At 51.7% G+C, this 25647-nt stretch carries 21 protein-coding genes; 20 read left to right on the top strand and 1 reads right to left on the bottom strand.

Annotation, left to right across the window (positions count from 1 at the left end; all coding sequences use genetic code 11):
• Nucleotides 1–35: 35 nt before the first annotated feature.
• From L1278_RS16740 to L1278_RS16650, 20 genes are all read left to right on the top strand, one after another.
• Nucleotides 36–1976 carry a PAS domain-containing sensor histidine kinase gene (locus tag L1278_RS16740; RefSeq protein ID WP_253406168.1) on the top strand — a complete coding sequence of 647 codons (1941 nt, stop codon included), beginning with the start codon at nucleotides 36–38 and terminating at the stop codon, nucleotides 1974–1976.
• Nucleotides 1977–2137: 161 nt separating this feature from the next.
• Nucleotides 2138–4264: a PAS domain-containing sensor histidine kinase gene (locus tag L1278_RS16735; protein ID WP_253406167.1), complete on the top strand. Its 2127-nt coding sequence runs from the start codon at nucleotides 2138–2140 to the stop codon at nucleotides 4262–4264.
• Nucleotides 4265–4345: 81 nt separating this feature from the next.
• Nucleotides 4346–5263, top strand: coding sequence for a pirin family protein (locus L1278_RS16730; protein WP_253406166.1), 918 nt, complete (start codon nucleotides 4346–4348; stop codon nucleotides 5261–5263).
• Nucleotides 5264–5601: 338 nt separating this feature from the next.
• Nucleotides 5602–6192: a TetR/AcrR family transcriptional regulator gene (locus L1278_RS16725; RefSeq protein WP_253406165.1), complete on the top strand. Its 591-nt coding sequence runs from the start codon at nucleotides 5602–5604 to the stop codon at nucleotides 6190–6192.
• Nucleotides 6193–6402: 210 nt separating this feature from the next.
• Nucleotides 6403–7644: a pyridoxal phosphate-dependent aminotransferase family protein gene (locus L1278_RS16720; RefSeq protein WP_253406164.1), complete on the top strand. Its 1242-nt coding sequence runs from the start codon at nucleotides 6403–6405 to the stop codon at nucleotides 7642–7644.
• Nucleotides 7622–8743 carry a hypothetical protein gene (locus L1278_RS16715; RefSeq protein WP_253406163.1) on the top strand — a complete coding sequence of 374 codons (1122 nt, stop codon included), beginning with the start codon at nucleotides 7622–7624 and terminating at the stop codon, nucleotides 8741–8743. Before L1278_RS16720 ends, L1278_RS16715 begins: the two co-directional genes overlap by 23 nt.
• Nucleotides 8740–9732, top strand: a complete 993-nt coding sequence (locus L1278_RS16710) for an NAD(P)-dependent oxidoreductase (RefSeq protein WP_253406162.1) — start codon at nucleotides 8740–8742, stop codon at nucleotides 9730–9732. Before L1278_RS16715 ends, L1278_RS16710 begins: the two co-directional genes overlap by 4 nt.
• Before the next feature lie 38 nt (nucleotides 9733–9770).
• Nucleotides 9771–11096, top strand: coding sequence for an inositol-3-phosphate synthase (locus L1278_RS16705; RefSeq protein ID WP_253406161.1), 1326 nt, complete (start codon nucleotides 9771–9773; stop codon nucleotides 11094–11096).
• 10 nt (nucleotides 11097–11106) lie between these two features.
• Nucleotides 11107–11568 carry a phosphatidylglycerophosphatase A gene (locus L1278_RS16700; RefSeq protein ID WP_253406160.1) on the top strand — a complete coding sequence of 154 codons (462 nt, stop codon included), beginning with the start codon at nucleotides 11107–11109 and terminating at the stop codon, nucleotides 11566–11568.
• On the top strand, nucleotides 11569–11940 hold the full coding sequence (locus L1278_RS16695; RefSeq protein ID WP_253406159.1) for a GtrA family protein: 372 nt from the start codon (nucleotides 11569–11571) through the stop codon (nucleotides 11938–11940). It begins immediately after the preceding gene.
• The gene (locus tag L1278_RS16690; protein WP_253406158.1) at nucleotides 11927–14530 is read left to right on the top strand and encodes a DUF5686 and carboxypeptidase-like regulatory domain-containing protein; all 2604 of its coding nucleotides are present in this window, start codon (nucleotides 11927–11929) and stop codon (nucleotides 14528–14530) included. Before L1278_RS16695 ends, L1278_RS16690 begins: the two co-directional genes overlap by 14 nt.
• 24 nt (nucleotides 14531–14554) lie before the next feature.
• Nucleotides 14555–15268, top strand: a complete 714-nt coding sequence (locus tag L1278_RS16685) for a CDP-alcohol phosphatidyltransferase family protein (protein WP_253406157.1) — start codon at nucleotides 14555–14557, stop codon at nucleotides 15266–15268.
• Between the two features lie 16 nt (nucleotides 15269–15284).
• Nucleotides 15285–15845, top strand: a complete 561-nt coding sequence (locus L1278_RS16680; RefSeq protein ID WP_253406156.1) for a DUF4833 domain-containing protein — start codon at nucleotides 15285–15287, stop codon at nucleotides 15843–15845.
• A gap of 7 nt (nucleotides 15846–15852) precedes the next feature.
• On the top strand, nucleotides 15853–15987 hold the full coding sequence (locus tag L1278_RS19575) for a hypothetical protein (RefSeq protein ID WP_256488677.1): 135 nt from the start codon (nucleotides 15853–15855) through the stop codon (nucleotides 15985–15987).
• Between the two features lies 1 nt (nucleotide 15988).
• The gene (locus L1278_RS16675; RefSeq protein ID WP_253406155.1) at nucleotides 15989–16939 is read left to right on the top strand and encodes a phosphatase PAP2 family protein; all 951 of its coding nucleotides are present in this window, start codon (nucleotides 15989–15991) and stop codon (nucleotides 16937–16939) included.
• Nucleotides 16940–16976: 37 nt separating this feature from the next.
• The gene (locus tag L1278_RS16670; RefSeq protein ID WP_253406154.1) at nucleotides 16977–17606 is read left to right on the top strand and encodes an HAD family phosphatase; all 630 of its coding nucleotides are present in this window, start codon (nucleotides 16977–16979) and stop codon (nucleotides 17604–17606) included.
• Nucleotides 17607–18034: 428 nt separating this feature from the next.
• Nucleotides 18035–18904 (top strand): hypothetical protein, encoded by an 870-nt coding sequence (locus tag L1278_RS16665; protein WP_253406153.1) that lies wholly within the window; start codon nucleotides 18035–18037, stop codon nucleotides 18902–18904.
• A gap of 368 nt (nucleotides 18905–19272) precedes the next feature.
• Nucleotides 19273–19521 carry a hypothetical protein gene (locus tag L1278_RS16660; RefSeq protein ID WP_253406152.1) on the top strand — a complete coding sequence of 83 codons (249 nt, stop codon included), beginning with the start codon at nucleotides 19273–19275 and terminating at the stop codon, nucleotides 19519–19521.
• An 84-nt stretch (nucleotides 19522–19605) separates the two neighbouring features.
• Nucleotides 19606–21114, top strand: coding sequence for a sensor histidine kinase (locus L1278_RS16655; protein ID WP_253406151.1), 1509 nt, complete (start codon nucleotides 19606–19608; stop codon nucleotides 21112–21114).
• Nucleotides 21115–21157: 43 nt separating this feature from the next.
• On the top strand, nucleotides 21158–21832 hold the full coding sequence (locus tag L1278_RS16650; RefSeq protein ID WP_253406150.1) for a LytTR family DNA-binding domain-containing protein: 675 nt from the start codon (nucleotides 21158–21160) through the stop codon (nucleotides 21830–21832).
• 89 nt (nucleotides 21833–21921) lie between these two features.
• Here L1278_RS16650 and purL read toward each other — a convergent pair whose 3' ends face one another.
• Nucleotides 21922–25602, bottom strand: a complete 3681-nt coding sequence (gene purL, locus L1278_RS16645) for a phosphoribosylformylglycinamidine synthase (protein ID WP_253406149.1) — start codon at nucleotides 25600–25602, stop codon at nucleotides 21922–21924.
• Nucleotides 25603–25647: the final 45 nt, after the last annotated feature.

The following is a 25647-nucleotide window of genomic DNA, read 5'->3' as shown; positions in this document are numbered from 1 at the left end:
ATACCTTACTCACCTTACCTAAGCAGCTTTTTTGAATGGAAGTAAACTTAAAACCAGTTACTGCTACCGCAGCAGGTATAGACACCAGCAGCGAAGAGCAGTACCGGATTCTTGTTGACAGTATCACAGACTATGCAATTTTTCTGCTCGATGCCGAAGGCCACATCATCACCTGGAACACCGGTGCCAGGCAAATCAAAGGCTATGAGGAGAAGGAGATCTTAGGCAAGCATTTTTCGATCTTCTATACCCAAAAGGACATTGATACAAACCACCCGGAGCAGGAACTGGGCAAAGCGATTGCGGAGGGCAAGTACGAAGAGGAAGGGTGGCGCGTGAAAAAAGACGGCTCTGTATTCTGGGCTAATGTGGTCATCACGCCCGTGTATGACAAAGACCGGCAGCTGGTTGCCTTCTCTAAAATAACCCGCGACCTGTCGGTGCGCAAAAAAGCCGAAGATGACCTGTACCGGGCCTTTGAGGAGCTGAAGGAGAGCGAGGAACGTTTTCGCCTGCTCATAGAAGGCGTATCCGATTATGCCATCTTTATGCTGGACCCGGCAGGCAATGTAGCGACCTGGAACAACGGTGCCCGCCGCATGAACGGCTACGAAGCGCACGAGATCATCGGGAAGTATTTTTCCAGGTTCTATAGCCAGGAGTTGATCGCGCAGGGTTTCCCGGATTACGAACTCCAGCAGGCGAAGGCCCTTGGCAGGTTTGAAGACAATGGCTGGCGTTACCGGAAAGACGGTACTGTGTTCTGGGCCAATACGGTGATCACCTCCATCTACAATTCCAAAAAAGAGCTGATCGGCTTTTCGAAGATCACACGCGACCTCACGGATAAACTGAAAATGGAGCAGCAGCTGTTCCTTACAAACGAAGAGCTGCGCGAAAGCGAGGAAAAAAGCCGCCTCATGATTGACAGCGTGAAAGACTACGCCATCCTGATGCTGAATCCGGAGGGAATCGTCATGAGCTGGAACGAAGGCGCTGAGCGCATCAAAGGTTATAAACCGAAAGATATCATAGGCCGCCATTTCTCTACGTTTTACACCCGGGAGTCTATCGCGAGCGGGTTTCCGCAGTACGAACTCAAGAAGGCGCAGGAGATGGGCCGCTTTGAAGACGAAGGCTGGCGCATTCGCAAAGACGGCACCGCTTTTTGGGCCAACGTTGTGATTACGCCGATCTATAACAGCAAAAAACGCCTGCTGGGCTTCTCTAAAGTAACCCGGGACCTGACAGAGCGGCGGCGCAACGAGGAGCTGATGCACAAAAACAGTGAGCTGATCAAGATCAACAACGAGCTTGATAATTTTGTGTACGCCGCCTCCCACGACCTGAAAGCCCCGATCACCAACCTCGAAGGCCTGCTGCAGGCGCTCAGGGAAGACCTGGGTGATAGCATCGAGCAACATGAAGTGCTGCTAAGTTACATGGGCAGCGCACTTGGCACGCTCAAGAACGTGATCGCCGATTTGTCGGATGTCACCAGACTAAACCATGAACAGGAACCCCCTGAAGATGTGCAGATCGGGGACATGCTTGAGGACATCAAGATTAGTTTGCAGCCTTACATCGAGCACACCGGCGCCGTGGTAGAGTGCACCGATATGGAATTTAACACGCTACGCTATGCCCGCAAAAACCTTCGGAGCATTTTGTTCAACCTGGTTTCAAACGCTATCAAGTATGCAGACCCCGATCGCAACCCGGTGGTCAGCATCAGCACGGCCATCACCAGGGAAGGGGTATACGAACTCTCTGTGAAGGACAACGGCCTTGGCCTTGCCCCGAGTCAGATCGGCAAGATCTTCTCGTTGTTCAAGCGCGCGCACGACCATGTGGAGGGTACAGGTATAGGGCTCTACCTGGTGAAACGCATACTCGACAACGCCGGCGATAGCATCGCTGTGGAGAGTGAAGTGGGTGTGGGTTCCAGGTTTATTGTCAGCTTCCGCCAACAATAAAATTGATTGTTGCGGAACAGGGGCTTCTCGTGCATCAGGTATAGGAGCCCCGAAAATTCAGGTATGGCATGATTGGATGGCGCTTTATAATGATCAGGCCGCTTTCCAGTAACATGGTCCTTACACAAACCCTAATCTGTTTTTCATAATAAAAATCCCGCATGCTACATAGCAATGCTCCCAATCAGGAGAATCAGTCTGACCAAACTATCCCGTATAAGCGGTTGCTGGAAGCGCAGAGTGGCTTAGTCCTGCTTATTTCGCCTGACCTAACCATTATGGGTGCCTCAGAAGCTTATTTGCGTGAAGCGTTCTTAATCCGTGAGCACATCATGGGCAAGCATCTCTTCGCTGTTTTTCCTGACAACCCGAATACGCCCGGACACACTCCCTCAGTTACCCTGCGGGCCTCCATAGAGCGGGCGATCGCTACCCGTAAACCTGACAAAATGGATGTTACGCGGTACGACATACAAGCTCCTGAAGAGAGTGGGGAATTTATAGAGCGGTATTGGGCCTCGACAAACACCCCCATTTACAACAGTCAGAATGAACTTGTTTGTATTCTGCATGAAACAAAAAACATTTCGGACGAGCTAAAAACAAAGGCACAGCTGCAGGAAAGCCGTGCAAAAGAGCTGGCCGCACTTGCCCAGGCAGAGCAACAACGCCTCCGCATGGAGCGATTCTTTGACCAGGCACCGGCGGCCTGTGCCATGCTCGAGGGGCCAACGTTCATTTACAGGGTGATCAACAGCTCCTATTACCAGCTTTTCCCGGGTCGCGAAATGCTGAACCTGCCCCTTTTCGAGGCTTTGCCCGAACTCAGGCACCAGCCGGTTTATGACATCATCCACGAGGTATACCGAACAGGCGTCACCTACGAAGGGAAGGAAGTGCTCATACCTGTGGCGCGCTACGAAGGGCAACCCGCCGAGGACATCTACTGGAATTTCATCTACCAGGCCCTGCTGGATGCCCAAGGGAATGTAAATGGTATCCTGATTTTCGCGTTGGATGTGACTGACTTCGTGACAGCGCGCCAGCAGGTGGAGTCGAGTGCCGCATCGCTGCAGGCCATGAACCTGGGCCTGGAGGGAGTGATAAAACGCCGCACCTTTGAAGTGGCCCAGGCGCAGGCGGAGGCGGAACGACAAAGTAAACGGCTCCAGGACCTCTTTATGGGAGCCCCGGCCGCCATCTGTATTTTAAACGGACCTGACCTGGTATACGAACTGGTTAACCCGGCCTATGCTGCATTTTTCCCGGGGCGGCAACTGCTTAGCAAACCCATACTGAAGGCCCTGCCCGAAATAGAAGGTAACCCGGTTTACAAAACGTTTCGGGATGTGTATGCGACGGGCCGTACCCACCAAGAGAAGGAAATGTACATTCCTTTTGCACGGCCTGACGGCGAAATGGAAGACAGGTACTTCCGCTACATTCAGCAGGCTCGCTACAACGAACAGAACCAGATCGACGGCGTGGTGGTATTCGCACTGGAAGTGACGGAGCAGGTACAGGCACGCAAAGCAGTGGAAGCAAGCGAACAACAGCTGCAAAAAGCCAACAAAGAGTTTGACACCGCGAACCAGCAACTCGTTTATATCAACAGAGACCTCGATAATTTCATCTATACCGCCTCCCACGACTTAAAGGCGCCGATCTCGAATATCGAAATGCTGATAAGCGAGCTGTTGCTCGAACTTTCAGAGGATAGCCTCGGCAAACTGGAGGTCAGGAGAATACTCAACATGATCCAGGGTTCCGTGTCCAGGTTCAAGAAGACGATCGCCAGTCTGACGGAAATCTCCAGGCTGCCGAAGGAGGAGCTGAACAAGCAGGAGCATGTGGTGGTGGCAGAGGTCGTGCGGGAAGTGGAACTGGATCTGGAGAAAATGATCACCGAATACGGCGCCCATATAGAGACGGATGTTGCCGATTGTTCCACTATGTCGTTTTCAGAGAAAAACCTGCGCAGCATTCTGTACAACCTGATGTCGAATGGTATTAAGTACAGCCATCCGGACAGAAAGCCGCAGGTAAAGGTGAGTTGCGAACAGGTAGACGGATTTCAGATGCTGCAGGTGAAGGACAACGGCCTGGGCTTGCGTCCTGCGCAGCAGGACAAGCTCTTTACTATGTTCAAACGCTTCCACGATCATGTGGAAGGCTCCGGCGTAGGTTTGTATATGGTGAAAAGGATTGTGGAGAATGCTGGTGGCAGAATAGAAGTGGAAAGCGAGCCGGACAAAGGCACAACTTTCCGCATATACTTCAGTAAGTAAGTTTATCACCGTATCAAGCCCTGTCATTGCAGAAAGTGGTTGCCTTCGCGTCAGGTATAGGATTCATGTAAATGCGTATTTATGCTGGATATTGTTATTGAAGCCCGTAAAGCTTCGCTCGCTCCCGGAATGGATGTGCGGCGCATACTGCCTTTTCGGCTGCGTCGCATGGTAGGCCCTTTCATCTTCATGGACCATGCCGGTCCTGTGGATTTGCAGCCACCACTCACTCACGACATGGACGTACTGCCGCACCCGCACATCGGCCTGTCTACGGTCAGCTACCTGTTTGGCGGGCAGGTGACCCACCGCGACAGCCTGGGCGTAGAGCAGATCATCCGGCCGGGAGAAGTAAACTGGATGACGGCCGGCAGCGGCATCGCACATTCCGAGCGCTTCGAAGACCCCGCCGCCCTGGCTGGCGGCGAACTGGAAATGATCCAGACCTGGGTCGCGCTGCCCGAGAAGGACGAAGAAGCTGCACCTTCCTTTGAAAACTACAAACCTGAGCAACTACCCATCTTTACAGAAACCGGTGTGTGGATGCGCCTGATAGCCGGGGATGCCTACGGGCTACGCAACGACGTGAAAACCCTTTCACCCCTGTTTTATCTGCATGTCGTGCTGGAAAAAGGCGCCCGCTTTGGTTTACCAAAAGAGCATGCAGAGCGGGGAATCTATGTGGCCAAAGGGAGCATCGAAGTCGATCACAGAACCTATACCGTGGGGCAGATGCTGGTGTTCACCAAAGGAGCAGACCCAATCATATTGGCAAAAGAACCTGCCACACTGATGCTGCTGGGCGGTGAACCGCTTGGCGAGCGCTTTATCTGGTGGAACTTTGTGTCGTCGCGCAAGGAACGCATTGAGCAGGCGAAAGCCGACTGGAAGGAAGGACGCATCCTGTTACCGCCTAACGACAACCTGGAATATGTGCCACTTCCTGCTGACCGCTCCAAACCCGCAGGCGGTGGACCGGCCCCTCAGGCGCTATCTTAAGGTATAGCAGGTATAGCACCTGCTAATTGCCTTTCTGGCTTGTTCGGGTGCTTCTTCTCGCCATACGCCAACCTGCTTCCTGTCGTGCAGCTTAAACAGTCACTCCGTCTGCCAGGTCAACGCCTGTTCTTTTTGCAAACACCCTTTTCTTAAACTTTCCCGGTTGGAAAATACCTTTCAGTTCAATCAGCCCGCTTGCTTGTAATGTTGTTGCTTTTTGAAATACAGGTATAGGCTGCTGCCAAGGGAGACTTTCTAAAATATTGCTTCGTAAAAAGTAGATAAATGATAGGCTTTCTTTTACCTTTGGACCGAAAAACGATTTTGGTCTAACAGGTATGATGGACAGGGATGAACTTGTAAAAAAGGAGATTCTGGACGAGGCTCAGAAACTGTTCAGGCATTTTGGTTGGTCTAAAACTACCATTGAGGACATCGCCAAAGCCGCCGGAAAGGGGAAGAGCACCCTCTACTACTATTACAAGAGCAAGGACGAAATCTTTGATGCGGTTGTGTCGCGCGAAATGGATGAAGTTTTCCGGACGCTGCAGGAGGAGGTCGGCAAAATGCAGACTGCCGAAGACAAGCTTAGGACCCTGTGTCTTACCCGGTTCGATATCCTCAAAAAGAGGGCAAACCTGTATAGTGTGATCAAAGGGGATATAGAGGCGAATATTCCACGCCTGCGGGACCTGCACAAACGGTACGAACTGAGAGAAATAAGCCTGGTCCGCAACATCCTCCGTTTTGGCCTGGAGCGGAAAGAGTTTGCCCAGTATGCGGCAGAAGATATAGATGCCATCGCATTTGCCATGGTATGCGCTTTTCGGGGCCTGGAAGTTGGCCTGCTGGTTGAAAATAAATTCGCTGCGCTGGAAGGCCGGATGGATATTATCCACAATATATTAATGCGGGGATTGAAAACATAAAATTCCTCACCTCGTTAAATAAAATTAAAAAAATCCACAAAAATCAAGGTAATATCAATAATAAAAGCTAATATTAGTATGCGTTCTTAGTTCTATAATTTATGAACTAGGAGAACTTTTAGGAACACAGTGCTCTGTTTCAAACCGACTGGTGATGCGGTGGGTTTGTGCCAGATAAATAAATTGCGAATCATTTTTAAAGTATTGCAGATGGGCAAAATACTTCGTGAGAAAATCCTCGCCCGAGAGAAGAGCGCTGCATACCATGCAGCTGAAAGGGCGATGGCGCAGGGGGCCTATCCTTATTTCAGATCAATAGAGTCTGCTCAGGATACAGAAGTAATTATAAACGGCCAGAAGGTGCTGATGTTCGGTTCAAATGCCTATTTAGGGCTGACGAACCATCCGAAAGTGAAGGAGGCGGCCATCGATGCCATTGCGAAGTATGGCAGCGGCTGTGCGGGTTCCCGCTTTCTGAATGGCACCCTCGACATTCACATGGAACTGGAAGATAGGCTGGCTGCCTATGTCGGCAAAGAGGCCGCCTTGGTGTTCAGCACCGGGTTTCAGGTAAACCTGGGCGTGATCTCCAGCCTCACCGGCCGCAACGATTACATTATACTGGATGAGTACAACCACGCCTCCATCATCGACGGCAGCAGGCTCTCTTTTTCCAGAGTGATCAAATACAGGCACAACGACATGCAGGATCTGGAGAGCAAGCTGAGCCGCCTGCCTGCCGAGGCGATTAAGCTGATCGTGGTGGACGGGGTGTTCAGCATGGAAGGCGATATCGTAAAACTTCCTGAGCTAGTGGCTCTGTCCGAACGCTATGGCGCCAGCATTATGGTAGACGATGCGCACGCGTTGGGTGTGATCGGCGAGCAGGGGGCAGGCACGGCCTCTCACTTCGGACTGACAGACCAGGTGGACCTGATCATGGGAACGTTCAGCAAATCACTCGCTTCATTGGGTGGTTTCATTGCGAGCGACTTTGACACCATTGAGTACCTGAAGCATCATGCGCGCTCGCTCATTTTCAGTGCCAGCATGTCGCCTGCCTCCGTGGCCAGCACACTCGCCGCCCTGGAAATCATTCAGTCGGAGCCGGAGCGCCGTGCGCAGCTTTGGCATAACACCAATTACGCGATAGAACTCCTGGCAGCCGCCGGCCTGGAACTGGGGCCGACCGAGACCCCGATAATTCCGGTATATGTGCGCGACAACGATCTTACCTTTCAGGTGACCAAAATACTACAGGACAACGGCATTTTCGTGAATCCGGTAGTAGCACCCGCTGTTCCGGCTGATTCTACCCTGCTGCGTCTCTCCATCATGGCCACGCATACCTTTGGCCAGATAGAAGAGGCGGTTACCAAAATTGCCGATGCATTTAAACTGCTGGGCATCAACTCCCGAAACATGCCTTATGAAGAGAGTACTGCCTGTTAAAACAAAGCAGCAGTTGAAAGCCTTCATCGACTTTCCGCATGCGCTGTATAAATACGATCCGTATTACGTGCCGGAGCTTTTTATCGCGCAAAAGGATATGTTGACGCCTGGCAAGCATCCGTTTCACGAGCACTCCGAAGTGCAGTTATACCTGGCGTATGATGAGGACAGGCTCGTCGGGCGGATTGCGGCCATCCTCAACAACAACCACAACGCCTTCAACAACAGCCGGGACGGTTTCTTCGGCTTTTTTGACTGCGTGAACGATGGAGAAGTAGCCGGTAGTCTTGTGCAGCAAGCGCAACAGTGGCTGCTCTCGAAACAAGTCGGATCGATGATCGGGCCGGTGAACTTATCGACGAACGAAACCTGCGGTATGCTGGTAGAGGGATTCGACAGCTCGCCTGTGGCCATGATGCCCTACAACTACAGCTACTACAGGGAACTGCTGGAGGGGCTCGGCTTTCAGAAGAAGGTGGACTTGCTGGCTTATCAGTTCCTGGCCGAGGGGTACAATGACAAAGCTGCCCGCATGGCAGCCGCTCTCCGTGAGCGCTTGGAGCAGAAAGGCATCATCATTCGTCCGATCAACCTGAAAAGCTATCAGCAGGAAGCAGAAAGCCTGCGCGAGATCTACAACTCGGCCTGGGACAAGAATATGGGCTTTGTGCCGATGACGCCGAAGGAATTCGACTACATGGCCAAAGACCTGAAAATGATCGTGGACCCGGATTTCTGTCTGATTGCCGAGCACAACGGGAAAGTGGTGGGCTTTTCACTGGCTATACCTGACATCAACCAGATCCTGAAAAAGATCAGAAAAGGGCGCCTGTTACCGACGGGAATTTTCAAGTTGCTGCTGCTGCGCAAAAAGATAACGGCCGTGCGCATCATCGCGCTCGGAGTGATCGAGGGCTATCGGAAGATGGGGATAGAAGCCTGCTTTTATGGCGCCGCCATGCAGAAGCACCGGGAAAAAAATATGCACTCAGCGGAGGCCTCCTGGATACTGGAAAATAACCTACTGATGAACCAGGGGCTGTTGAAAATGGGTGCTATACCTTATAAAAAATACAGGATATACGAGAAGGTGCTATGAAAGAGCGGGTACTGATAACGGGAGCGAGCGGCTTTGTGGGGCACCACCTGGTCGAAGCGGCTGTGCAGGCAGGGCTGGAGGTATACGCCGCCGTGCGTCCTTCGAGCGACATCGCGCACCTGCAGCCTTTCGGCATCCGTTATACCTCCCTCGACTTTAACGATACTCAGGCTTTGGTAAAGGAGTTGGAGGAGAAGCAGTACCATTATATCATTCATGCGGCCGGTATCACCAAGGCAAGGACCGAGCAGGAGTACAAGCAAGTGAACGCCGGCTATACCCAAAAGCTGGCGCAGGCTGCTCTGGCAGCTGATATCCCGCTGAAGAAGTTTGTCTTTATCAGCAGCCTGGCAGCACTGGGCCCGGTGGTGTACAGCGACACTACCCCCATACATGAACAAAGCAAAGCACAGCCGGTTACGGCCTACGGCAAGAGCAAACTACTGGCCGAGCAGTACCTGGCTGAGATCAAGGACCTGCCCCTGATTGTACTGCGCCCGACAGCAGTATACGGTCCGCGGGAGAAGGACATTTTCATCGTGCTCAAAACACTGAACATGGGACTGGAGCCCTATATCGGCAACAAGCCGCAGTGGCTGAGTTTTGTGTACGTGAAGGACCTGGCCCGGGCGGTGATGCAGGCGCTGGGTGCAGACATATACCATGCCTGCTATAATGTGTCGGACGGCAACAGCTACGACCGCTATGCCCTGGCCACCATTACCAAGCGCATCCTGGGCAGGAAGTCCGTCCGCATTCACCTGCCGATGGGAGTAGTAAGTGCGATGGCCTGTGTCATGGAGGCAGCCTATACGGGCAGCAGCAAAACACCGGCCCTGAACCGCGAAAAGCTCAACGAGCTGGCCGCCGAGAACTGGAATTGCAGCATCGACCGGATCCGGCAGGACCTGGGTTTTGTGCCCGCGTACGACCTGGAAAAAGGGCTGGCGCGCACATTGAAATGGTATAAAGAAAATAATTGGCTATAAGTAGTAATTTTAAACAGTTTTAGACTTAAGTGAATAAGATGGAATATCAAGTTAAACCAGCCGAAGGGCGTTTAGGTATCCTGCTTCCGGGACTGGGAGCGGTGGCCACCACTTTTATTGCAGGGGTAGAGGCAATCCGAAAAGGTTTCTCCCAACCCGTGGGTTCACTGTCTCAGATGGGCAATATCCGCCTGGGCAAGCGCACGGATAATCGTAACCCGCTGATCAAAGATTTCGTGCCGCTGGCTAACCTGAACGATATCGTTTTTGGTGGCTGGGACGTTTACGAAGACAACGTTTTTGAAGCCGCTGCGAACGCGAAAGTGCTGGAGCCGATGCTGCTGCACTCTATCAAACCGGAACTGGAGGCCATTAAGCCAATGAAGGCCGTGTTTGACAAGTCCTACGCCAAAAACCTGGACGGCACCAATGTGAAGGAAGCCGCAACGAAGTATGAACTGGCCGAAGCACTGATGGACGACATGCGCACCTTCAAAGCAGAGAAGGGCTGCGACCGCCTGGTGATCGTGTGGTGCGGCTCTACGGAGGTATACACCGAAGTGAGCGACGTGCACCGGACCATAGCGGCTTTTGAGGAAGGCCTGCGCAATAACGACCCGCGCATCGCTCCCAGCATGATCTACGCCTACGCTGCCCTCAAACTGGGTGTGCCTTACGCTAACGGCGCCCCGAACCTGACCGTGGAGATACCTGCGCTGGTGGAGCTGGCAAAAGAGAATGGCGTGGCCATTTCCGGCAAGGATTTTAAAACAGGTCAGACACTGATGAAGACGATCGTAGCGCCAGGTCTGCAGGCTAGGGCGCTGGGCATCAACGGCTGGTTCTCTTCCAACATCCTGGGTAACCGTGATGGCCTGGTGCTCGACGATCCGGACAACTTCAAGACAAAAGAAGTATCGAAACTGGGCGTGCTCGAAGACATTCTGCACCCGGAAGACAACCCGGAACTGTATGGCGATCTTTACCACAAAGTACGCATCAACTATTACCCACCTCACGGCGACAACAAAGAGAGCTGGGACAACATTGACATCTTTGGCTGGCTGGGCTACAAGATGCAGATCAAGATCAACTTCCTGTGCCGCGACTCCATCCTGGCAGCACCGATCGTACTGGATCTGGCCTTGTTCACCGACCTGGCACAACGTTCGGGCATGAGCGGCATACAGGAGTGGCTGTCGTTCTACTACAAGTCGCCGCAGACGGCGGAAGGCCTGCGTCCGGAGCACGATATCTTCAAGCAACTGATCAAGCTGCAGAACACACTGCGCCACATCATGGGCGAAGACCTGATCACGCACCTGGGCCTGGACTACTACGAAGACCTGGTAGAATCGAAGTAAACGAAACAGCATGCTGAAACTGCACAAACTGGTTTCCACCAGCCTGGGCATCGGTTACATAGGCAAGGGAGGCGGAACGGTCGCTGCCGTGGCCGTCTGTCTGTGTCTGTACGCCATCCCCCAGGCGGGTGGGAGCCAGCTTGTTTTCTGGCTTCCCATCATCACCCTGGTGCTCACCGTGCTGGGTGTCTGGTCGGCCAACGAAGTGGAACCGCACTGGGGCAAGGACGATAAGAAAGTGGTGATTGACGAAGTGGCCGGTATGCTGATCACGATGCTGTTTATACCGGTGTCGTTCAGCACGTTGTTGGCCGGGCTGGTGCTATTCCGCTTCTTTGATATAGTGAAGCCGCTGTACATCAGAAGGTTAGAGAGAGTGAGGGGAGGGTTAGGCGTAATGCTGGACGACGTAGTGGCGGGCGTTTACGCAAATATTGTTTTACAAATATTGCTATACCTGAAGCTATTCTAAATGTTTACCTTTCTGAAGGCACAGGCTGCTTCCATGGTGGCTTCTGCTGTTGACTTTCTGGTCACGGTGCTGGTGGTGGAGCTGCTTGGTGTCTGGTATGTGACAGGCACCGTAACAGGTACCATTTCAGGGGGCGTCACTCACTTTGCCCTTGGTCGGAACTGGGTGTTTGAGGCGGTGCATAGAACCGTACCCTTGCAGGCAGTTAAATATCTGGTCATCTGGAAGGGGAGCCTGGTGCTGAACGCCTCCGGTGTGTATGCGATCACACAATATGGCGGTTTGCCCTACCTCTATTCCAAAATTATTACCTCGCTGCTTGTCGGCTTTTTTTACAATTACATTTTTCAAAAACGATATGTTTTCAAATAGGAATAGGTATACCGTATACCTATACCGGCTGTTATGCTTCCTGTTGCTCGCTGTAGCAGGCGTATACACCCAACCTGTGATGGCCCAGGGCCTCACAACGATTAAAGGCACTGTAAGAGACGCTGCCACAAACGAGGCGCTTATCGGCGTTTCTGTTTTCATACCGGGCACCAGCACAGGTACCAGCACCGACTACGAGGGCAATTTCCAGATCCGGACAAACCAGATCGTAAACAAGATACAGTTCTCATACCTGGGTTACCAGACAACTACCCTGGCCGTGACGCCGGGGCAGGAGCAGACGCTGAACGTGAAGCTGCAAACCGATGCCAAAGTGCTGAATGAAGTAGTGGTGGTGGGCAAAAAGCGTAAGGTGCATTACAGCAACAAGAACAACCCTGCCGTAGACCTTATCCGCGAGATAGTGGCCAACAAGCCGAAGAACAGACCGGAAAACTACGACTACGTGCAGTATGAGCAGTACGAAAAAACGCAAATGTCGCTGGTGAACACGCCGGATAAACTGAAGCGAAACCTCCTGCTGCGCAAGTACGACTTCATCACCAGCAACATCGACACCACCGTGCTCTCGGGCAGGGCGGTGCTGCCTTTCTTTATACAGGAGGAGCTGAAGGAACAGTATTTCCGCAAGTCGCCGCAGGCGCGCAAGACCGTGGTAAAGGCCGAGAAGAAAGTGGACTTTGGCGAGTTTGTCGACAACCAGGGCATTATGGCCTACATGCAGCACATGTATCAGGACGTGGATATCTACGAGAACAACATCACCATCCTCACCAACCAGTTCCTGAGCCCGATCGCCGACATGGCGCCTACCTTCTACAAGTTCTACCTCAAGGACACAGTGACGGTCGATGGAGGACAACAGCTGGCCAGGCTCCAGTTTGAGCCGCGTAACCCATCGGCCTTTATGTTTACCGGCAGTCTGTATGTGACGCTCGACGGCACCTATGCCGTGCAAAATGTGGACATGGAAGTGAGCAAGGGCGTGAGCATCAACTGGGTGCGTGACCTGAAGATCAAACTGGACTTCGAGCAGAACCCGGATGGTCGCTACCACCTGAGCCGTAGCGGGCTCAAAGCAGACTTCGGCCTCACACAGAACAGCGACATGGGCTTTTATGGAGAGCGGGTGGTTTCCTTCAAAGACTACAAGATAAATGAAGCGCAGCCTGCATCACGCTACGAGGGCGATGCCGTGGTTCGGGCGCAGGAAACGGCCGGGCAGGGCGAGGACTTCTGGCAGGCCAGCCGGCACGACTCGCTCTCGGCCGTGGAGCTGAACACCTACACCAACATCGATAGCCTGGTGAACATGAAATCCTTCCGACGCACCATGGACTGGGGTACTGCCCTGATCGCCGGGTATAAGCGGGCGGGCGCCAACATTGAGATCGGCCCGATCAACACCTTCTACAGCTTTAACCCAGTTGAAGGCTTCCGGCTGCGCTTTGGCGGGCGTACGACCAACAACTTCAGCAAGAAAGTGATGCTGGAGACCTACACGGCCTATGGTTTCAAGGACGAGAAATGGAAGTATTACCTGGGCGGCACCTACTCGCTCACCGACCGCTCCATCTGGGAGTTTCCGGTGCGGGCGATCCGGGTGAGTTACCAGAAGGACACCAGCATACCGGGGCAGGAACTGCAGTTTGTGCAGGAGGACAATTTCCTACTTTCGTTTAAGCGTGGCGATAACGATAAGTGGCTCTACAACGAAACCTACAACATCGATTACCTGCGGGAATTTGAAAATCACATGTCCTACCGCATCGGCTTCCGGAACTGGAAGCAGGCACCGGCCGGCTCGCTTCAATACCTGCAGGTTGGCGATGCAACCGGCGAAAACGAGACAGTGCCACTTCAGCAGCTGACCACCACGGAGGCCTTGCTGGAGCTGCGCTGGGCACCGAACGAGCAGTTTTTGCAGGGCAAGATCTACCGCACGCCTGTTGCCAGCCGGCATCCGGTGTTCACGCTGCGCGCAGCGGCCGGTATAAAGGGCACGTTTGGCGGGCAGTTCGAATACCAGAAGGTGGCCCTGAACGTGAACAAGCGCTTCTACCTCTCCCAACTGGGCTACTCGGACGTGGTGACGGAAGGTGGCTATACCTTCGGGCAGGTGCCGTTCCCGTTGCTCACGATCCACCGTGCCAACCAGAGCTACTCGTACCAGCTGCAGTCCTACAACCTGATGAATTTCCTCGAGTTTGTGAGCGACCAGTATGCGAGCGTGCACATCGACCACAGCTTCAACGGTTTCATCTTCAACAAGCTGCCGCTGATCAAGAAAACAAAGTTGCGGGAATTCGTGACCTTCAAGGCGCTGTATGGCAAAGTGCGGGATGAAAATAGGCCGTACGAAAATCCGGGCCTGTTGCACTTTCCGACTGATGCAAACGGATTACCAATTACGTATACCCTGGAAAACAAGCCGTATATGGAGGCGAGCGTAGGTATAGGCAACATCTTCAACTTCTTCCGGGTGGACCTGGTGAAGCGCCTGACCTACCTGGATCATCCTAATGTGTCGGAATTAGGTATAAGGGGCAGGTTTAAGTTTGATTTTTAAGCAATTGTCAGATAACGCATGAGCATGGAAAAATTACGCGACGCGCTGCAACAGGGGATCTACACGGTGATCAACCCCTTTGTGAGGCTACTGATCAAACTCGGCTTTACGCCCAACGCCGTCACCACCACCGGCCTGATTCTCAACATTGGCGTAGCTGGCATCTTCATCTGGGGCGGGGAAACCAGCAACCGGGGCGAGTTAGAGTACGTGGGCTGGGCCGGGGCACTGGTGCTGTTCGCCGGCGTGTTCGACATGCTCGACGGCCAGGTGGCGCGGCTGGGCAACATGAAGTCCACGTTCGGGGCCATGTACGACTCGGTGCTCGACCGCTACAGCGAGATGATCATGTTCATGGGCATTTGCTACTACCTGATCTCGCACCACTACCTGCTCAGCTCGCTTTTCGCGTTTGTGGCCCTGATCGGCTCGATGATGGTGAGCTATACCCGCGCGCGCGCCGAAGGGCTGGGCGTGGAATGCAAGGGAGGCCTGATGCAGCGTCCGGAGCGGATCGTGCTGATCGGCGTGTCGGCCATTGCCTGTGGGGTAACCTACTATTTTGTGGGAGCCGACTACAAGGTATACGTGCCGGGCGTGCCATTCCATATTTTTGAGACCATGTCAGTATTTACTTTGCCAATCACTGTGATGGCTGTCATGACGAACATCACGGCCTACAACCGACTGATGGATTCGAAAAGAGCCATGGAGCAGAAAGAGATGGCAGCACGCTAAGCAGAAGATTTATAACGTGAGAAAAATATTTTACCTGGCACTCCTGCTGTTATACACAGGTATAAGCAGCACCAGTGCCAACAGTCCGGCAGGTATAGCCGAAGCAAAAGCTGATTCCCTACCGGTGCCGAAAGGCATTAAGGACCTGAAATTCTACGTGCAGCGCGACCCCAATGCCAACACGGTGGTGTACGAACTGAACCGGAATGCAAAGGGCTTGCTGAATGAGGCAGAGCCCATACGCATCTACTGGATCCGGTATGCGGATGGGGGAGAGCGCAAGGAACTGAACTACATTCAGCGCAAATTCGCCTATGGCCTGAACACCAAAAAGCTGGGCAAGGACAATTACGAGCTCAAGTTCGTGAGTTACGGGAAGTTGCCGCTATACCTGCGCAAGGCCAAGGATGGCAAATACCACGTTTATACCACGATCAATAAGCAAGAGGCAATTCTGAACCGGGTGTTTGTACGCATTGAAGGCGGTACGTTTTGGGTGCCTAATGTGCTGTATGTAGAATTGAGCGGCTATGACGCTGCCACTGGCAAGGCGGTGACAGGTCGCTTTAAGCCTTAGTTTACAGATGAAGATTAATTTTGTGTCAGACCGGCGGGAGTTTCTCCGGGAGTCGCACCTCTTTTTCGACGTTACCACAGGCTATCGTGTAGGCCCGGCGCTGCGGGACAAAGATTTCGGATCTGATTTTGACAAAGAATAACATGCGTACAACAACTGCGGCGGTAGGGGAGAAGAAAGGCGTATCGCGACGGGAAGCACTGGTGCTGGCCGCCTTATCGGTTGGCTACCTGTTGCTGTCCTACCTGTTGGTGGGCTTTAAAACCGATCAGCTGTTTTTGATCGGACTGGCGAATGCCCTCTATTTTGCCACGCCCATCACCCGCAAGTTTATCACCGGATTCTCGGTCTTCGTTGTGTTCTGGGTACTGTACGATTACATGAAAGCCTTCCCGAACTACTGGTTCAACGCCGTGCACATCGAGGACCTCTACAATGCCGAGAAAGCCGTGTTCGGAATACGCGATGGTGGCGCTATACTTACTCCCAATGAATACTGGAAGCTGCACAGCTATACCTTCCTGGATGTGCTGAGCGGAATCTTTTACCTCAGTTGGGTACCGGTACCGCTGGCCTTTGCCGGCTTTCTGTTCTTCTGGAACCGGCAGCAGTTCGTGTACTTCTCGCTCACGTTTCTGCTCGTCAACCTGCTCGGCTTTGTGGTCTACTACATATACCCGGCTGCGCCGCCCTGGTACGTGCAGCTGCATGGCTTCGAGTTCATTGCGACAACTCCCGGCAACACGGCAGGCTTGGTGCGCTTCGATGAGTTTTTCGGCATTACGGTCTTTCATTCCCTCTATGCCAAGGGCTCCAATGTGTTTGCGGCCATGCCTTCGCTGCACTCCGCCTACCCGCTTATTGTGCTTTACTATGCCCTGAAGAACAGGTTGGGGCTAGTGGCGAAAGTGCTTTTCACCATCATCACGGTCGGTATCTGGTTTGCGGCGGTCTATACCTCGCATCACTATGTGCTCGATGTGCTGGCAGGTATAATCTGTGCTGCTTGCGGCATACTCTTGTTCAACTGGCTGGTGGCCAGGCAAGTAATGGTGAGCAGAGCCATCGGGCAGTTCGTAGCCGCCATACGTTAACAGTGCCTGTACCCAGGCAAAACTTAATCTCCACAACATGACAGAAGATCACTTGGCGATACAGAACAAGCGCCACTATGAGGAACTACTTAAGCTAACAGCAGGAGACTACCAGGCCTTTCTGTATGATTGCGACGGCACGCTGGCTGACAACATGCAGGCGCACAAAGATACCTATGTTCAGGTGGCTGCAGCAGCGGGTGTCGTGATTGACCCTGCGATAATAGATGAGTTTGCCGGACTGCCTATACCTGCTGTCGTCGTGGAGATCAACAAGCGGTATGGGAGCAGTTTCGATCCGATCGCTTTCGAAAGCGCCAAATCAGAGTTGTTTTACCAAGAGTTCATCTCTAAAACAAAGCCGGTGCAGTTTGTGGTCGACCATCTGGTGGCCCATGCCGGGAAGGTAAAGATTGGTGTTGTATCAGGAGGAGCAAAGCATACGATCCGGAAAACGCTGGAGGTGCTTCAGATCGATCACCTGGTAGAAGTGCTGGTATGCGCGGGCGACACAGCTCGTGGCAAACCATTTCCCGATCCCTTTTTGCTGGCAGCAGAAAAGCTAGGTATAGCACCCGAGCATTGCCTGGTGTTTGAAGATGGAGTGCCCGGGGTGCAAGCTGCAAAGGCAGCGGGTATGCGGTGGGTGAGGGTAGATCAGGTATAGGGCAGATTCGCACTGTCTGAGACTCGACCGCTGTATTTACCCCTGTTTGAATTCTTTCTGAAGGTATAATGAGCGCATCTACGAAATAATACCCCGCACATCCTTTCGGTATTTGCTGGAAACAAGCCCACTGCGTATATATTCAGGTATACAGCAGACCTGCCTATCAAAAGCCGAGGTATACCTCAGGCTAAAGTACCACGGGCAGTACCATTTAAGAAAACACAGGTCTAAGCAGAGTGGCAACGTAACCTAATTTTGAGTCTCTCAAAATTCATATCCGCATCGGATACCTGACCTGAACAACTCCCTTCTGACTTTCGTCAAGATGACATCCCCGCTTTCCTCCACACACCACTACAGTCTGTTTCGTGGGCTGGTCTTGCGCTGTCCTATTCCATTACCTGATCCTGTTAGATGTCTATACCATGGGGAAAACTTATAAACTCACTTTCATATTACTGCTGCTCCTATGCGTGTCCTGCGGTAGCGACGATGATCCAAGCCCCAGCACAAATAATAATTTACCTGATACAGAAAAACCCAAAATCAAACTTCTTTCTCCAGAAGCAAATTCCAATCACCTGGTCATTGACCTGGTTTCAATTCGTGTCAGACTTTCAGACAACGATGCGTTGAAAAACGTAAGTACCTGGTTAGTAAGTACCGATGGACAAAGACACGAAGTGATGGAACTGTTCCCGTTTACGGATGTCTTGAAAGCTACAGAATTCAATGCCTCTTTTTATCCGCGCGACATAGCGTCCGGAACTTACAAGTTGGTTTCAGAAACAAAGGACAGGCAAAATAATGTAGCAAGGGATTCCATCACGATCGCAGTAGAGGCACCAGACATTAGCAAAACAGAATTTGCCAAGGCCTTTGAGAAGGGTAGTTTCTATCACCATCTGGATTGGGGCTGGTACCCGGTTGATTTTACGAATGGCGTTGAGTTTAATGAGGTAGAGCTTAGCAGTGGCCTCTATATAATGATGAGTTTAGATGACAATATTAAAAAGGAGGAGTGGGAGAAGTTTGTGAAAGACTTCCGGTTTGAAAAACAGAGCTGGGCCACCTGGGATGCAGACACCAATGGTGAGTTAGATTATGATGAATTTCATAAAGGTATAAGCAAGCTCGAGTTATTTAAGAAGTGGAACCTGGACAATAGCCAATTGGTCAGCGAAATTGAATTCGCAACGGGCATTTTTGACAGGTGGGACCGAAACCGCGATAACTTACTGAGCAGGGATGAATACTTCGATATGTTCTATACCTACCTGGCAATACTCAGGTGACAATCTGATGAAATTCTGGTGAGGCTTAATTTCCAGGTGGTATTTGAGGAGTTATAGCTGCCACCTTCCCTATCTTCCCTGATCCGGGGAAATCTTAAGGTATACATCTGATTAACTGCTGCCAAAAATACCGCTCATGTACCTGAGCGGTATTTTTGTATAAACCAGTTCGTAGATTCTTCTATTTTGGGAGTTCGGTATAGCTGCAGTTTTAATAGAAATTAGCAGTTCTGCCTGGTTTATCACATCTTTTTGGCGGTTCATCACTTTTAGTTGAAGTCCTGTATTCAGTTTCCTAATCTTATACCTGTTAAGGCCGGGGTAAGTAGTTGGCCAGGTGTGAGCAGGACAAAAGAAGACACGAAAAGATGGAATTAACGATCCGGAACATCTCCAAAAGCTATCTGAATGGGGCACAGACCCTGAAGGGTATCAACTGGATAATACTGCTCGGTTTGTGCAGCCTGGTGTGGACGAACGAGAAGATACAGTATACACTGACGTGCCTGCTGGCCACACAGCAGCAACCGGACGAGGGGCATGTCCTGTTCGAAGACATCGATGTAGTAAAGCAACTGGCTCAGCTGCTGCAATTTATACTCGATACCATGTTTTAGCGCCATCCATCACAAAATCAGCCGCATTCATCACATTTTTTGTTTATACTCAACCCTTTCATTTATCATTGTTCTATGCATGATATGACACTAGACAACCACATCGCAAAACCGCTCCAGGCCGCTAAAATAGAGTTCTGGGTGGCTACTGCCATTTTTGTTTTTTCGATCTTCTCGCTTTCCACTTCTCACGATCCCTACAGATGGGATTTCGAAGATGCCGGGATAGACTATCGTTTCTATAAGCATCATTTCTGGCCACAGCTGATACGCTATACCTTACTGTACCTGGGTTTCCTGCTGCTCAATTTCCGAATCATCCCCAAGCTGATACAGAAGGAACGTGTGCCCCTTTATGCCTTGATGCTGCTGGGCCTATACCTGACCTACAGCTTCGTGTCGGGTGTGCTCGACACCTATACCAAAAGCTATCTGATAAACTGGTATTATCCGGGAGAGCAGGACTATGACCTGATTTTCCAGGACAGTTTCCGCCATACCTTGTTTCTGTTGCTACTAGTGGGGATCTATACCTTTATCAAATACAGCGGTCTATACCTGCTGTCCAATGCTACGGTTATCTCGGCCAAGTACCGGTTCATTAACCGGGAAACGCTGACAGTCTTCATCATCTGGATGGTGAGCGTGTTTTTGATGATGGTGTTCAACACGGGCGATAATGAGACCGCCTTGTGGGCGATAGTTTCTCTAAATGCGATAGTCCTGTATTTTGTTTCGTTTCATTACCTGATACCAGCAGCCCGCAAGGCAAAACGGAAATTTCTGGCTTACCAGGCCCGGGTGCTGCTGATACAGGTATTGGCGTATGTACCTGCTTCCCTGCTGCTGATGGTTTTCGTGCAAAGTGAAGACTCCGCGTTCGAAATCAGCTTTGTGAACTCCCTGTTCCAATTCCTGGTAGCCGGCCCTGTTATCTGGCAGATCTACAAACGCCAGTTGGCAGGCAAAGAAGAGGTGTATGTGCTCAAAAAAGAACTGGGAACCACAAGTGCCAACCTGGATTATTTACGCTCACAGATCAACCCGCACTTTCTTTTCAATGCCCTGAACACCCTCTACGGCACGGCCCTGCAGGAGAACAGCGAGCGCACCGCGCAAGGTATACAGATGCTGGGCGACATGATGCGCTTTATGCTGCACGAAAACCACCAGCAGAAAATACTGCTTTCCCGTGAGATCGAGTACATGCGCAATTACATTGATCTGCAACTGCTGCGTACTTCGGATTCGCCAAACATCTCAATCGAGACTAAAATAGAAGACGTGGTAGGAGACAAGTACATCGCCCCGATGCTGCTGATACCTTTTATTGAGAATGCCTTTAAGCACGGCATCAGCCTGCAGCACAAATCCTGGATCAGAATAAGTTTGCATAGCGACCAGGATAAGCTGTATTTTGATGTGTATAACAGCAAGCAGCGCAGGTCAGAGCAGGACCCCGAGAAGGACGCATCAGGTATAGGCCTGATCAACGTGCGACAGCGACTCGACCTGCTGTACCCGGAGCGGCATGAACTGATCATCCGGGAGACGCCGGAAGAGTTTTTTGTGCACCTAACTCTTCAATTGTAAGTATATTTAAAGCAGGTATAGCAGACAAGGTATAGCAACAGGTATGAGAGCAATAGCAATAGACGACGAACCGATGGCCCTGGAAGTGGTGCGCGCACATGCCGCCAAAGTGCCTTACCTAGAGCTGGTGGGTTGCTTTACGGATGCCTTCAAAGCGCTGGAGTTTCTTCAAAACGAACCTGTTGACTTGCTGTTCCTGGATATCAAGATGCCCGATATCTCCGGATTGGAGTTTGTAACCAGTCTGCCGAAAAAGCCGATGGTGATCTTCACGACCGCATATTCTGAACACGCTGTCACGAGCTTTGAGCTGGATGCGGTGGACTACTTGCTGAAGCCTTTTTCGCTGCCAAGGTTTGTGAAGGCCTGCAACAAAGCACAGGAACTGTTGCAACTGCGCGGCTCTACAGCTCCGGTCAAAGATTACCTCTTCCTCAAGACTGGTTACGAGCAAGTGAAGGTACACTACGATGAGATCCTATACCTGGAGGCGGCGGGCAATTATGTGACCTTCGTGCTGGAAGGCAAGAAGCTACTTTCGCGCATGACCATACAGGAGCTGAGCGAGCAACTGCCTGCCGACAGCTTTGTACGGGTACACCGCTCGTATATCGTAGCCAAAAAGCATATCGATAAAATAGAGCGCCACCAGGTATGCATCAAAGGAAATGAAGTGCCTGTTGGAGCTTCCTACATGCAGCAGCTGCAAGGTATTTGATTTCTATACCTGAGTTAATAGGGCAGAGGACAAAAAAAGGCGCTCCGGAATTAACCGGAGCGCCTTTTCATTTATTTAAAGCTCTATACCTACTGGTTCGCTTCCAGCCATTTTCTGGCATTCACGAAAGCTTCCATCCAGGGCGATACCTCGTCGTGACGGCCTTTCGGATAGTGTGCCCACTGCCACTGCAGGAGCGAACGCTCGATGTGCGGCATCATCACCAGGTGGCGGCCTGTTTCATCGCAGATCATGGCGGTGTTGTAGTCAGAGCCGTTCGGGCAAGCCGGATAGGTTTCGTACGCGTACTTCGAAACGATCTGGTACTTGTCCTCGGTATGCGGCAGGCTAAAGCGGCCTTCCCCGTGCGATACCCAAACTCCCAGCGTAGAACCGGCCAGGCTCGAAAGCATCACCGATTTATTTTCCTGTATGGTCAGGGATGTGAAGATGCTCTCGTGCTTCTGGCTCACGTTGTGCAGCATGCGTGCTTTCTGGTCGTGCCCCATCGTGATGAAACCAAGCTCCACGAACAGCTGACAGCCGTTGCATATACCTACCGAAAGGGTGTCTTCGCGCTTGAAGAAGTTCTCAATGGCATTCTTCGCTTTCTCGTTGTACATAAAGGCACCGGCCCATCCTTTGGCTGAACCCAGTACGTCGGAGTTGGAGAAACCTCCAACAGCGCCGATGAAACGGATGTCTTCCAGGGTTTCTCTTCCGGAGATCAGGTCCGTCATATGCACATCCTTCACATCGAAGCCGGCCAGGTACATGGCGTTGGCCATTTCACGCTCCGAGTTACTTCCTTTCTCCCGGATGATGGCCGCTTTGATTCTTGGCTTGGAGCTGTCGATCGCTGGCTTCTTGCCGTCAAATCCTGCCGGGAAGGTATAATTCAGTTCGTGCTTTTTGTAGTTCTCAAAACGCTCTCTGGCGCTGTGCGGACCGCTTTGCTTGATGTCCAGCAGATAGGAAGTCTTAAACCAGGTATCACGCAGCTGTGCGATGTCAAAGGTATAGGCATCATTTCCGTTCTTCAGTTCCACTGTGGCAGAAGAGGTCGCTATACCTATTTTGTGGAAAGGAACATTATTTGCTTGCAGGGTTTCCTCAACGTCTGCAGAAGCCTGGAACACCACACCGATATTCTCAGCGAACAGTACTTTGATGCTATCCGCTTCGCCCAGCGAGGTCAAGTCAATGGAAGCGCCCAGGTTGTTGTCTGCAAAGCACATTTCCAACAAGGTCGTGATCAGACCGCCGCTTCCAATATCATGGCCTGCCGCTATTTTATTTTCTTTGATTAGCTGCTGCAGTGTATTGAAAGCATTGCCGAACAGTGCTGCATCAGTGATATCCGGCGTTTCGTTGCCGATCTTGTTCAGGACCTGCGCAAAAGAAGAGCCACCCAACTTAAAACTGTCGTTGGACAGGTTGATGTAGTAAATGTTGCCGCCATTGTGCTGCAACACCGGCTCCACCACCTGGCGCACGTTGCTGCAATTACCAGCTGCTGAAATGATCACCGTGCCCGGCGCAATTACGTCTTCGTCCTTGTACTTCTGCTTCATCGAAAGCGAGTCCTTGCCGGTCGGGATGTTGATGCCCAAAGCTATCGCAAATTCCGAACAAGCTTCTACGGCTTTGTACAGACGGGCGTCTTCTCCTTCGTTTTTCGAAGCCCACATCCAGTTGGCAGAAAGCGAAACGCTCTTCAAACCGTCTTTCAGCGGAGCCCACACAATGTTAGACAAAGATTCGCCAATGGCATTACGGCTACCCGCCGCCGGATCGATCAAAGCCGAAATAGGAGAGTGTCCGATGGAAGTCGCTATACCTTCTTTGCCCTGAAAATCAAGCGCCATCACACCGCAATTGTTCAGTGGCAATTGCAGCGGACCAGCGCACTGCTGCTTCGCAACACGGCCACCCACGCAGCGGTCTACTTTGTTGGTCAGCCAGTCTTTGCAAGCTACGGCTTCCAGTTGCAGTACCTGCTTCAGGTAGGTATGCAGCTGGTTCTGATCATAAGTCACCGGCTGGTATTCTATGGCAACCGTCTTGTCGTTCATCACCACTTTAGGCGAGCTGCCGAATATGTCGCTCAACTCCAGGTCCATTGGTTTTTCGCCTGTAGAGCCTGACTTAAAGGTAAAGCGATGGTCGCCGGTCACGTCGCCTACGGTATACATCGGCGCACGTTCGCGTTCCGCTATTTTCTGCAGGGTAGCAATATCTTCTTCGCCTATCACCAGGCCCATACGCTCCTGCGATTCGTTACCGATGATCTCTTTGGCCGAAAGGGTAGGGTCGCCAACCGGAAGTTTGTCTAGATCAATTTTACCGCCTGTTTCTTCCACCAGTTCCGAGAGGCAGTTTAAGTGGCCACCAGCACCATGGTCGTGGATCGAAACTATCGGGTTGTGCTCGCTCTCCACCATACCACGAATGGCATTGGCGGCGCGTTTCTGCATTTCGGGGTTAGAGCGCTGAATCGCGTTAAGTTCTATACCTGTGCCGTGCTCTCCGGTGTCGGCAGAGGAAACGGCAGCACCACCCATACCGATGCGGTAGTTCTCACCACCCAGAATCACGATTTTATCGCCTGTTTTCGGATGTCCTTTCTGGGCCTGGCTGGCTTTGCCGTAACCTACGCCACCCGCCAGCATGATCACTTTGTCATAGCCCAGCTTACGTGGGGTTTCAATAGCATCTGCTTTTTCGTCGTGCTCAAACGTCAGCACCGAACCTGTGATCAGCGGCTGTCCGAATTTGTTACCGAAATCAGTAGCACCGTTGGAAGCTTTGATCAGGATATCCATCGGTGTTTGGTACAACCACTTTCTTTCCTGTGTGGCCTGTTCCCACGGACGATCTTTTTCGAGACGGGAAAGAGCTGTCATATAAACCGCCGTACCTGCCAGCGGAAGGGCACCCTGTCCACCAGCCAGTCGGTCACGAATCTCACCGCCCGAACCGGTAGCGGCACCGTTGAAAGGCTCAACTGTGGTCGGGAAGTTGTGTGTTTCTGCTTTGATGGAGATAACCGATTCGAAGTCAGTTACCTGGTAGTAATCAGGTATATCGGCACGTTTTGGTGCGAACTGCTGCACCACCGGACCTTTGACAAAGGCCACGTTATCTTTGTAAGCTGAAACGATATCGTTCGGATTCTTTTCGGATGTTTTTCGGATCAGTTTGAAAAGCGAACTTTCTTTCTCCTCGCCATCAATTACAAATTTGCCGTTGAAAATCTTGTGACGGCAGTGCTCAGAGTTTACCTGCGAGAAGCCGAACACTTCAGAATCGGTAAGCGGACGGCCCAGTCTTTCTGACAGCTGGTTCAAGTAATCCACTTCTTCTTCGCTCAGCGACAGACCTTCCTGCTTGTTGTAAGCCGCAATATCCTCCACAGGCTGCACAGGCTCCGGCTGAATGTTGATCGTGTAGATCTCTTGGTCCAGGCTCTTATAACTTTGGGAAAGCATCGGGTCGAAATCGTTGAAATCTTCCGTAACCGTTTTAAACTCTTCGATCCGGATAATCCCCTCGATGCCCATGTTCTGCGTGATCTCCACCGCGTTGGTACTCCATGGGGTGATCATAGCGGCACGAGGACCAACAAAAAAGCCACTCAGCACAGTTTCCTGCTTTAGAGTGGCGTTGCCAAATAACCATTCCAGTTTTTGGATGTCTGTAGCGTTTAGTTCCCGCTCGGTTTGTACGGCGTAAACTGTATCGGGCTGACTAAAAAAGAAGTGAAGCATGCTTAGTTATTTTTCTATACGCAAAGATACGGTTCAAATTTAGAT

This window comes from Pontibacter sp. HSC-36F09 (genome assembly GCF_024171605.1).
Lineage (GTDB): Bacteria > Bacteroidota > Bacteroidia > Cytophagales > Hymenobacteraceae > Pontibacter.
Note: the sequence above shows the minus strand (reverse complement) of the source record. Positions and strands in the feature narration are given on the sequence as shown.